The sequence below is a fragment of the Bradyrhizobium sp. SRS-191 genome, assembly GCF_024586915.1.
GTDB lineage: Bacteria > Pseudomonadota > Alphaproteobacteria > Rhizobiales > Xanthobacteraceae > Bradyrhizobium.
In genome coordinates this window covers 83280-93488 of sequence record NZ_JANBVS010000021.1, presented here as the reverse complement: position 1 = coordinate 93488, position 10209 = coordinate 83280, and the positions used below count along the sequence as shown (strand labels likewise).

Here is a 10209-nt window from a genome sequence, read left to right as displayed (position 1 = left end):
CAGCGACGGTGGTCATAGGTCCTGGCTCCAAGTGCGCGATTGCGCACCAGGCCAGGACGACGGCAGTATCAGAAGGCGAGGCTCAGTAGCCCAGACCCTTCTTGCTGTCGTAGACCTTCATCGGCTCGTCGGCCGACGTGTAGAGCTTCGACTCGGTTTGGATCCACTTCGGCGGCACCGTGCCCTTCTCCTTGAAGGCGACGATCGCATCGAATGCGGGGCCAGCCATGTTCGGCGTCAGCTCGACGGTCGCATTGGCCTCGCCGGCGGCGATCGCCTTGAAGATATCCGGCACCGCGTCGATCGAGACGGTCAGGATGTCCTTGCCCGGCTTGAGGCCGGCTTCCTTCATCGCCTGGATCGCGCCGACCATCATGTCGTCGTTGTGGGCGTAGACGGCGCAGATCGACTTGCCGCCATTCTCGGCCTTGATGAAGCTCTCCATCACTTCCTTGCCCTTGGCACGGGTGAAGTCGCCGGTCTGGCTGCGAACGACCTTCAGGTTGGCGTTCTTGGCGACGACGGAGTCGAAGCCCTTCTTGCGGTTGGTGGCGACGCTGGCGCCGACCGTGCCCTGCAGCTCGACGACGTTGCAGTCCTTGCCGGCCACGGTCTTGGCGAGCCACTCGCCGGCAACCGCGCCTTCATGCACGCTGTCGGAGGTGACGGCGGTCAGATAGAGGTCCTTGCCGGAGGGATCGATGTCGCGATCGAGCAGCACGACCGGGATCTTGGCTTCCTTGGCTTCCTTCAGCACGGCGTCCCAGCCCGAGGCCACGACCGGCGCCAGGAAGATGGCGTCGACGTTCTGGGCGATGAAGGAGCGGATCGCCTTGATCTGGTTTTCCTGCTTCTGCTGCGCGTCGGCGATCTTCAGGTTGATCTTGCGCTTGGCGGCTTCCGACTTCGAGACCGAGGTCTCGGCGGCGCGCCAGCCGGATTCGGATCCGATCTGCGAAAAGCCGACGGTCAGCTCAGCGGCGCTGGCGGAGGTCGCAAGCAGCAAGGCGGCCGTTGCCGAGGCCGCAAAAAGGGCTTTCAGGGTCATCAGGCGTTCTCTCCCACAAGAGTCTCTGTTGTAGATGCGGCGCCGCTTAATAGCGGTGTCTTCGCACCGTTCACGCCAGCCGCGACGGCTGACGGGGCCGTTATTCCACGGAACCTCCGGCCTGACTAGTCATATTATTTGACTGTAATACTTTTTGCGAAGCCTGTGTATGGACCTCGCCTCCGCCCCTAGCGCAGTGCAGCAAATCCGCCCTTCGCGGGGATTAGGGGCCGCCTCAGCGTAGCGTCGTAGCCTCGCGCGCACGCTGCTCGATCAGAGCCCAGGCGCCGCCCTTGATGTCGGCTGCGGGCGCCACCCAGGAGCCGCCGATGGCGACGACCTTCTTGTGCGCGAGCCATTGCGCGGCGTTGCCGGCATTGATGCCGCCGGTCGGACAGAAGCGCACGTTCGGGAACGGCCCTGCCAACGCATCGAGCGCAGCGAGCCCACCGGCCGGCACCGCGGGGAAGAACTTCACCAACTCATAGCCGCGCGTCACGCAGGCAATCAGGTCCGAGGGCGTCTGGATGCCCGGCGCGAACGGCAGCTCGCCGGCGTTGGCGGCGTCCAGCAATCCAATCGACATCCCCGGACTGATCGCAAATGCAGCGCCGAGATTGGCGGCGCGCTCGTAGTCCGCCGGCGTCAGCACCGTGCCGATGCCGACGACGGCGTCGGGCACCTCGTTGATGATCGCGCGCGCTGCGTCGAGCCCGGCCTGCGTGCGCAAGGTGATCTCGATGACCCGCAGGCCGCCGCTGACGAGCGCCTGCGCCAGCGGCACGGCCTGTGTGGCGTCATCGATCGTGATCACCGGGATGACCGGCGCCAGCCCGAACACGGCATCGAGCTTCGCGCGCTTATCCAGACTTCTCATCATGCCTCGCTCAGTGCCAGAATGTCCCGCGGCATCGCCGTCGCCGGGATCACGGCGCCCGGCGCCATGATGACGGCGCCGGCCAACCGATGGCCCGCCAGCGCCGCCTTGCGCGGCGGCGCGCCCTTGATCCGCGCGGCCAGATAACCCGCATTGAAGGAATCGCCGGCCGCCGTGGTGTCGATCGGCTGCAGCACGGCCGGCGGCGCGATGTCGACCAGCACGCCATCGGCATGGATCAGGCAGCCGCGCGGGCCGCGCTTGACCACGACCTCATTGACGCCGGCATCCTTGAAGCGCCGCAGGCACACCGAGGCATCGGCATCGCCGAACAGCATCTGCTCGTCCTCGAGCGTCGGCAGCGCGATGTCGACCAGCGGCAGGATCGCGCGGAACGCGCGCTGCGCCACCTCCCGGCTCGCCCAGCCGCGCGGCCGGTAGTTGCCGTCAAACACCACGCGCGCCCCGCGCTTGCGGGCGACCGTGAGCAGCTCGCGCAGCTTGGCCTTGCCGGTCTCGCCATACAGCGACAGGCTGATGCCGGAGAGATAGATCCAGTCGAAGCGCGACAGCCGGTCGAGCATGTCGCGATCGGCGCGGTCGAACAGTTCGCGCGCCGGCGCGCGGTCGCGCCAATACAGGAAGCTGCGCTCCCCCCGGGCGTCGCGCTCGATCATGTAGAGGCCGGGCACGCGGCCCTCGACCTGCAGCACCTCGGCGGTGTCGATGCCCTCCGCCCGCCACGCCGCCAGCATCATCGCGCTCAGCGGATCGTCGCCGAGGGCCGTCACATAGGAGGTGGGCACGCCGAGCCGGGACAGATAGAGCGCCGTGTTGAGCGTGTCGCCGCCGAAGCCGCGCCTGAACAGGCTGCCCTCCTCCTGCGCGAACTCCACCATGCACTCTCCGATGCAGGCGACTCTCATCGGCGTAATCCCACGATCAAAACGTCAAATGAACCTTCATCGCGCGGCTTCGATCGCTGGCGAGCTCGAAGGCGGAAATTGCCTCCTGGAACGGCAGCGTGGCTGAGATCAGCGGCTTCACGTCGAGCAGTCCCTCGCCCATCAGCCGCACCGCCAGATCGAATTCACGGTCGAACCGGAAGGTGCCGCGCAATTGCAGCTCCTTCGTGACCAGCGTGTTGAGCGGCAGGGTCATTTCGCCGCCGAGCCCGAGCTGGACGATGACGCCGCCCGGCCTCATGACATCGAGCGCGGCCCGCAAAGCGGCCTGATTGCCCGAGGCCTCGAACAACACGTCGAACGTGCCCTTGCCCGCGCGCCACGGGTCGAGCGCGGCCGGCTCGGCACCGACATTGAAGGCATGGCTGGCGCCGAGCTTGCGCGCCACCGCGAGCGGCGCCTCGGCCACATCGGTCGCCACGATCTCGGCGGCGCCACCATAGCGAGCAACCAGGATCGACAGCGCCCCGATCGGGCCGCAGCCGGTCACCAGCACCCGCTTGCCGAGCAGGGAGCCAGCCTGATGCGCGGCGTGCAGGCACACCGACAGCGGCTCGGCCATCGCCGCCTCGCCAAGCGACAGCGACGTCGCGATCGGCACCGCCTGCGAGGCGTCGACGGTGATGAACTCGCGGAAGCCGCCCTGCACATGAGGATCGCGCATCGCGCTCCCCATGAAGCGCATGTCGAGACACTGGTTGCGCAGGCCCTCGCGGCAATAGGCGCAGTGACCGCAGGGCAGGCTCGGATTGACGGCGACGCGGGTGCCTTCGGAGAGGCCGGTCACGCCGGCGCCGACCGCGGCGACCACGCCGGCAATCTCGTGACCGAGCGCCATCGGCTGCTTGATCCGCACCGTGCCGAAGCCGCCATGATGATAGTAATGCAGGTCCGAACCGCAGATGCCGCCTGCCGCGATCTTGACACGGACCTCGCCGGCGCCCGGCGCCGGATCGGGGAAGCTGTCGATGCGCAGGTCCTTGGGCGCGTGAATCACGACGGCACGCATCGGCCGGTTCTCCCTGTCTGGTCTTGTCGGTCGATCCTAGATCACGACGCGATCAGACCGGCAAGCGGTTGATCGCCGCAACCGCCGTCATCACGCCGCGGATCTCGGCGAGGCCCTTGAGCCGGCCCACCAGCGGATAGCCGGGATGAGTGCCGCGGCCGATATCGTCGGCCAGCTCATGGCCGTGATCGGGCCGGAACGGGATGCGCCAATCCGGCTCGCCCTCGGCTTTGCGGCGCGCCTGCTCCTTGAGCAGCGTTGTGACCACGTTAACCATGTCGACATCGCCGCGCAGATGCTCCGCCTCCATGAACGAGCCGTCGAGCATCTTCGTCACGTTGCGCAGGTGCACGAAGCGGATGTGCCGCGCGAAGCGCTCGGCCATGGCCGGCACGTTGTTCTGGCCGCCGGCGCCGAGCGCGCCGGTGCAGAAGGTGATGCCATTGGCCTTCGACGGCACGGCATCGACGATGAACTGCAGATCATCGGCCGACGACACCACGCGCGGCAGGCCGAACAGATCGCGCGGCGGGTCGTCCGGGTGCACGCACAGGCTGACGCCGCACTCCTCCGCCGTCGGCACCACCTCGCGCAGGAAGCGCGCGTAGTTGGCGCGCAGCTCGGCGTGGCCGATGCCGCGATATCTCTCCAGCATCCGGCGCAGGCCGGGCACGTCGTAGCGGTCGTAGGCGCCGGGCAGGCCCGCCATGATGGTCGCGAGCAGACGGTCCTTGTCGGATTCGGAAGCCTGCGCCACCCAGGCCTTGGCGCGCTCGAGGACGTCGGCGGAGAACTCCGCCTCGGCGCCGGGGCGCCGCAGGATGTAACAGTCGAAGGCGGCAAAGCGGTCGAGATCGAAGCGCAGCGCCGTGGCGCCGCTCGGAAGTCGAAAGGCGAGCTCGGTCCGGGTCCAGTCCAGCACCGCCATGAAATTGTAGCAGACGGTGGTGACGCCGCAGGCCGCGAGGTTGCGCAGCGACTGCCGGTAGTTGTCGAACAGCTCGGTGAGATCGCCCTCGCCGAGCTTGATCGCCTCGGAGACGGGAAGACTCTCGACCACACTCCAGCGCAGCCGCAGCGATGAATCGCCTTCGATCATCCCGATGCGCTTGATGATCTCGTCTTTGCTCCACACCACGCCATAGGGAATCTGATGCAGCGCCGTGACGATCCCGGTGGCGCCGGTCTGGCGGACCTGCGGCAGAGTGATGGGATCTTCGGGCCCGAACCAGCGCCACGTCTGTTCCATGTCGTCGACCTCTCCAAACTGAATGCTGGCGCGATCAGCGCCGCCGCCGTGCGCGCGTGCGCGGCTCCGCCTGCGCCATCTCTTCCTGACGCGCAAAGATGCCGTCGGCGCGGCGGAACACCTCGCGCAGATGCCGCCGCATTGCCGCGACGGCCTGGGCCTCGTTACAGGCCGCGAGCCCGTCCAGGATCTCCTGATGCTGCGCAATCAGGAGCGGAATATGGCCGGCGTCCTCAATCAGCGTGAGATGACGGACGCGGTCGAAATGAATCTTGGTCTGGCGGATCACCTGCCAGACATGGGGATGCCGGCTGGTGCGGGCGATGGTCTGGTGGAACGCCTCGTCATGGGCGTAGAACTCCGCCGGCGTGGCCGCCGCCTTCTGCTTCTCGATCAGTTCGGTCAGCTCGCGCAGCGACGTCGCATCCATGTAGCGCACGGCCTCTGCGACCAGCGCGCATTCGAGATGCTCGCGGATGAACTGCGCCTCACCGAACGCCTCGCGCGACACCGGCGCGACGACGCTGCCGCTCTGCGGATAGATGCGCACGAGATCGACATCGGCGAGCTTGATCAGCGCCTCGCGCACGGGGGTGCGGCTGACGCCGAGCCGCTCGCACAAATCGAGCTCGGCCATCGGCGTGCCCGGCGGCAGCGCGCCGGAGACGATGTCCTCGAGCAGGCGCTCATAGACCTGGTCGGCGAGCCGCCGCCCGGCCTTGCCGTCCAGTCGCGTCAGCGGTGTCTGATCGTCATCCATGGCGGCAGTCTATCCGATTCACAGGAAGCCGATCGAGATCCACGGCAGGAACACGATCAGCAGCAGCGCCACCAGCAGCGCGGCGAGATGCGGCCAGACGTGGCGGATGACCTCGTCGGGCGAGGCGCGGCCGATCGCGCAGGCGAGGTAGAAGCCGACGCCGAACGGCGGCGTGAACAGGCCGAGCCCCATCGCGAACACCGCGATGATGGCGTAGTGCACCTCGTGCACGCCCATCATGCGCGCGATCGGAAACAGCAGCGGCCCGAACAGCACCACCGCCGGCACGCCTTCGAGCACGCTGCCGAGCACCACGAAGGCCAACGCCGAGATCAGCAGAAAACCCCAGCGGCCGCCGGGCACGGCAACCATGAGGTCGACGAGCTGTTGCGAGAAGCCGGACTGGGTCAGCGCCCAGGCCATGCCGGTGGCGGCGCCGACGACGAGCAGGATCGCGCCGGACAGCGAAGCCGTGTCGACCAGGATCGGGTAGACACGTTTCCAGTCGAACTGGCGGTAGACGAAGATGCCGACCAGCACGGTGTAGATCACGCCGATCGCGGCGACCTCCGTCGCGGTGGCGACGCCCTCGACGACCGCCGAGCGGATCACGATCGGCAGACCCAGCCCGGGAATCGAGACGGCGAACAGCTTCAGCCGCGTCTTGGCGTCGAACCGCTGCGCACCGCTCATGTCTTCCTTGCGCGTCTGCAGGTAGACCACGACGGAGAGCGCGAGCAGGCCGACGACCGCCGGCAGCAATCCGCCGGTGAATAAGGCGGCGATCGAGACGCCCGTCACCGAGCCCACCGTGATCAGCACGATCGAAGGCGGGATCGTCTCCGACATCACGGCCGAGGCCGACAACAGCGAGACCAGATCGCCCTCGCGGCTGCCGCGCTGCTTCATCTCCGGAAACAGCGCCGGCGCGACTGCCGCCATGTCGGCCGCCTTGGCGCCGGAGATGCCGGAGACCAGGTACATCGCGCCGAGCAGCACATATTGTAGGCCGCCGCGGAGATGGCCGATCAGCGAGACCAGGAACAGGATCATGGCGCGCGCCAGGCCTGCGATCTCGATCAGCGCGCCCAACAGCACGAACATCGGCACCGCCAGCAGCACCATGTGAGACATGCCCTCGCTCACCCGGCCGGGTACGATCAGCACCGGCACCGTGGTGCTGAAATGCAGGTAAGCGACGGTGGCGAGCAGGAAGGTGAAGGCGATCGGCGTGCCGATCACCATGGCGCTTGCGACCAGCACGAAGAAGAAAATGAACAGGTTGATGTTGCCGAGATCCTCCAGCACCGGCGCGGCCGCATACAATGCCCCTGCCCCGGCGAGCACCAGCGCCAGCGCGCCGATGATCTGCGGCAGGCTCGCCTGCTGGATCAGCCGGTCGACCGCCGTGAGCAGCATCAGCAGCACGCCGACCAGCATCGCCGCCTCGCGATAACCTTCGCTGATCTCGAGCACCGGCATCTTGGCGATCAGATGGCTGTCGAGATGATGCCAGGACGGCATCACCAGTGCGACCAGCACGGTGCAGACCAGCATCAGGCCGAGCGCATCGGTGCGCGCGCGCCACGCCGGCGACAGGTTGCGCACGAAGGCGGTCAGCCGCATGTGCTCGGAGCGGCGCAAGGCCACGACCGCGCCGAGCATGGCCAACCAGACGAACAGCACGGTGGCGAGTTCGTCCGACCAGATCAGCGGCGCGTTGAAGAGATAGCGTGCGGCGGTCGCGGCACCGAGCAGAACGAGCTCTGCAACGACCAGCGCGGCAGCGACCGCCTCGACCGTGCGGCCGAGCAGATGATCGAACCGCGCGAATGCGCCATGCGATGGCGCTGAGGTCGTCGCGGTGATGTCAACGGCCATGGTAGCCTCCCCGGCTCATTCTCGTCACCCCATCCCGTCATTCCGGGGCAAGGCCGCAGGCCTTGAACCCGGAATCTCGACATTGCCTAGCAGCCGTCCCCGACAATCTCGGGATTCCGGGTTCAATCGCCCATGCGCTACCGCGCATCGGCGATTGCCCCGGAATGACGGTGAGCTACTCCCACCACCGCCGCCCGGCGCCTGACTGCGCGTGACCTCAGAGCTGCCCCACCGACTTCTCCAGCAGGCCCCACGCCTCAGCACCGAACTTGGTCTTCCATTCCGTATAGAATCCGGCGGTCCGCAGCGCGTCGCGGAATGGCTTGGTATCGACCTTGTTGAAGGTGACGCCGGCGCCCTGCATCTCGGCTTGCGCTTTCTCGTTGAAGCTCTGGATGTCCTGCCGCTCCTTGACGGCGGCATCGGACAAGGCCGCGGTGACGGCGTCGCGGACATCAGCCGGCAGGGTACCCCAGCGCGTCGCGTTGGCGAAGATGTAGTGGCCGTCCCAGATGTGGCCGGACAGCGCGATGTACTTCTGCACCTCGTAGAGCTTGGCGCTCTGAATCAGCGCCAGCGGATTCTCCTGACCGTCGACGATGCGGGTCTGCAGCGCAGCATAGAGCTCGCCGAAATTGATCGGCGTCGGCGCGGCGCCGAGCGTCTTGAACAGGGTCACCCACAGGGGATTGCCGGGCACGCGGATCTTGAAACCCTTGAGGTCGTCAGGCGAGGCGATCGGCTTCGCACCGGACGTGATGTTGCGATAGCCGTTGTCGAGGCATTTCGGCAGCACGTGCAGGCCGACCTTGGCGAATTCGCCGCGGACGTGATTGCCGAGATCACCGTCCATCGCCGACCACACCTGATCGTAGCTCTCGAACGCGAAGGCGACGGCATTGATGCCGCCGATCGGCACCACCGTCTGGTTCACGCCCGACGTCGACATGAAGTCGAGCGCGCCGGAGCGCACCTGCGAGAACATGTCGGGCTCACTGCCGAGCTGGCTGTTAGGATAGACCTGCAGGTCGACCAAGCCATTGGTCTGCTTCTTGATGACCTCTGACGCCTCGATGATGCGGACGACGCCGGGATGCGTGGCAGGAAACGCGGTGCCGTAGCGCAGGCGATATTTAGCCGATTGCGCCTGCGCGGGGCCGAACGCGAGCGCCGAGGCGCCTGCCAGCGCGGTGCCGACGAAACGGCGACGGGACATTGATGTGGCTGAAGACATTGGCAAACCTCCCCTGCCGGCCCACTTGGGAGCCTTTTGTATGTCATTCCTATCCTCAAGGCCTATAATGGATACCAAAATATGTTTCAACAGATAACTTGTATCCAAGTTTTGACATTGCTATACGACGCCAGCTCAATGCCGACATGAGCCTCGAAGACACGGAGGAACGCGTGAAGAGCCTGGTGGTAGAGCGGCCCGGCCGCCTGTCGATCGAAACCCGCGCGATCCCCGAACCCGCCGCCGGCGAGGTCCGCATCAAGGTCGAGCGTGCCGGAATCTGCGGCTCCGACATCCACATCCTGCACGGCAGCAACCCGTTCGCGCGCTATCCGCGCGTGATCGGCCATGAGTTCTTCGGCCGTATCGACAAGCTCGGCGACGGCGTCAGCGCGAAGATCGGCGCAAGGGTCGTGGTCGATCCTGTCGTCGCCTGCGGCACCTGCTATCCCTGCTCGGTCGGCCGGCCCAACGTCTGCGCCGAGCTTGCCGTGCTCGGCGTGCATCGCGACGGCGGCTTCTCCGAATATGCCTGCGTGCCGGCCGGGAATGCGCATCTGCTGCCCGACAGCGTCGACGACGACAAGGCGCCGCTGGTGGAGCCATTCTCGATCGCCGCCAACATCACCGACCACACACGCGTGTTCGCCTCCGACGTTGCACTCGTCTATGGCGCCGGCCCGATCGGGCTGACGGTGATCCAGGTGCTCAAGCACGTCTATGGCGTCAAGCAGCTGATCGTCACCGATCGTATCGATACGAGACTCGAAGCGGCGCGGCACAACGGCGCCGACGTCGTCATCAACACGGCCACGACCGCCCTGCCCGCGGCCCTCGCGGACGCCGGCGTCAGGCCAACGCTGATCATCGATGCCGCCTGCCATCCCGCCATTCTTGCCGAGGCCATCGAGATCGCCTCGCCCGCCGCGCGCATCGGCCTGCTCGGCTTCTCCGCCGAGCCGTCGACGATCGTGCAGCAGAAGGTCACCGCCAAGGAGCTCGCGATCCACGCCTCCAGGCTGAACAGCGGCAAGTTCGCCAAGGTGATCGACTGGTTCGCCAGCGGCACCTTGCAGCCGGAACGCCTGATCACCCACCGCTTCGGCCTCGATGCCTATGCCACCGCGTTCGACACGTTCGAGCACAACCCAACCGAATGCTGCAAAGTGCAGCTGATCTTCTAGAC

The 10209-nt window shown here is 66.7% G+C and carries 9 protein-coding genes; 1 reads left to right on the top strand and 8 read right to left on the bottom strand.

Annotated elements, in window-relative coordinates:
* Positions 1 to 82: 82 nt before the first annotated feature.
* The 8 genes from ytfQ to NLR35_RS28850 all read right to left on the bottom strand — a co-directional run bounded on the left by ytfQ (position 83) and on the right by NLR35_RS28850 (position 9023).
* On the bottom strand, positions 83 to 1048 hold the full coding sequence (gene ytfQ / locus NLR35_RS28885) for a galactofuranose ABC transporter, galactofuranose-binding protein YtfQ (protein ID WP_257169938.1): 966 nt from the start codon (positions 1046 to 1048) through the stop codon (positions 83 to 85).
* A 235-nt stretch (positions 1049 to 1283) separates the two neighbouring features.
* Complete coding sequence (gene eda, locus NLR35_RS28880) at positions 1284 to 1928, bottom strand: bifunctional 4-hydroxy-2-oxoglutarate aldolase/2-dehydro-3-deoxy-phosphogluconate aldolase (protein WP_257169937.1); 645 nt, start codon at positions 1926 to 1928, stop codon at positions 1284 to 1286.
* The gene (locus tag NLR35_RS28875) at positions 1925 to 2821 is read right to left on the bottom strand and encodes a sugar kinase (RefSeq protein WP_374940870.1); all 897 of its coding nucleotides are present in this window, start codon (positions 2819 to 2821) and stop codon (positions 1925 to 1927) included. Before NLR35_RS28875 ends, eda begins: the two co-directional genes overlap by 4 nt.
* 46 nt (positions 2822 to 2867) lie before the next feature.
* Complete coding sequence (locus tag NLR35_RS28870) at positions 2868 to 3899, bottom strand: L-idonate 5-dehydrogenase (protein WP_257169935.1); 1032 nt, start codon at positions 3897 to 3899, stop codon at positions 2868 to 2870.
* Positions 3900 to 3951: 52 nt separating this feature from the next.
* The gene (gene uxuA, locus NLR35_RS28865) at positions 3952 to 5148 is read right to left on the bottom strand and encodes a mannonate dehydratase (protein WP_257169934.1); all 1197 of its coding nucleotides are present in this window, start codon (positions 5146 to 5148) and stop codon (positions 3952 to 3954) included.
* A gap of 34 nt (positions 5149 to 5182) precedes the next feature.
* The gene (locus tag NLR35_RS28860) at positions 5183 to 5908 is read right to left on the bottom strand and encodes a GntR family transcriptional regulator (protein WP_257169933.1); all 726 of its coding nucleotides are present in this window, start codon (positions 5906 to 5908) and stop codon (positions 5183 to 5185) included.
* An 18-nt stretch (positions 5909 to 5926) separates the two neighbouring features.
* Positions 5927 to 7789: a TRAP transporter large permease subunit gene (locus NLR35_RS28855; RefSeq protein WP_257169932.1), complete on the bottom strand. Its 1863-nt coding sequence runs from the start codon at positions 7787 to 7789 to the stop codon at positions 5927 to 5929.
* 217 nt (positions 7790 to 8006) lie between these two features.
* Positions 8007 to 9023, bottom strand: a complete 1017-nt coding sequence (locus tag NLR35_RS28850; protein WP_257169931.1) for a TRAP transporter substrate-binding protein — start codon at positions 9021 to 9023, stop codon at positions 8007 to 8009.
* Positions 9024 to 9169: 146 nt separating this feature from the next.
* Between NLR35_RS28850 and NLR35_RS28845 the strand changes: the two genes are divergently transcribed.
* Positions 9170 to 10207: a Zn-dependent oxidoreductase gene (locus NLR35_RS28845; RefSeq protein ID WP_306577777.1), complete on the top strand. Its 1038-nt coding sequence runs from the start codon at positions 9170 to 9172 to the stop codon at positions 10205 to 10207.
* The last annotated feature ends 2 nt before the right edge of the window (positions 10208 to 10209 follow it).

Bases quoted from the DNA above. Each gene is read 5' to 3' on its own strand.
- ytfQ (WP_257169938.1), bottom strand. From the start codon at position 1,048: ATGACCCTGAAAGCCCTTTTTGCGGCCTCGGCAACGGCCGCCTTGCTG.
- eda (WP_257169937.1), bottom strand. From the start codon at position 1,928: ATGATGAGAAGTCTGGATAAGCGCGCGAAGCTCGATGCCGTGTTCGGG.
- NLR35_RS28870 (WP_257169935.1), bottom strand. From the start codon at position 3,899: ATGCGTGCCGTCGTGATTCACGCGCCCAAGGACCTGCGCATCGACAGC.
- uxuA (WP_257169934.1), bottom strand. From the start codon at position 5,148: ATGGAACAGACGTGGCGCTGGTTCGGGCCCGAAGATCCCATCACTCTG.
- NLR35_RS28860 (WP_257169933.1), bottom strand. From the start codon at position 5,908: ATGGATGACGATCAGACACCGCTGACGCGACTGGACGGCAAGGCCGGG.
- NLR35_RS28855 (WP_257169932.1), bottom strand. From the start codon at position 7,789: ATGGCCGTTGACATCACCGCGACGACCTCAGCGCCATCGCATGGCGCA.
- NLR35_RS28850 (WP_257169931.1), bottom strand. From the start codon at position 9,023: ATGTCTTCAGCCACATCAATGTCCCGTCGCCGTTTCGTCGGCACCGCG.
- NLR35_RS28845 (WP_306577777.1), top strand. From the start codon at position 9,170: ATGAGCCTCGAAGACACGGAGGAACGCGTGAAGAGCCTGGTGGTAGAG.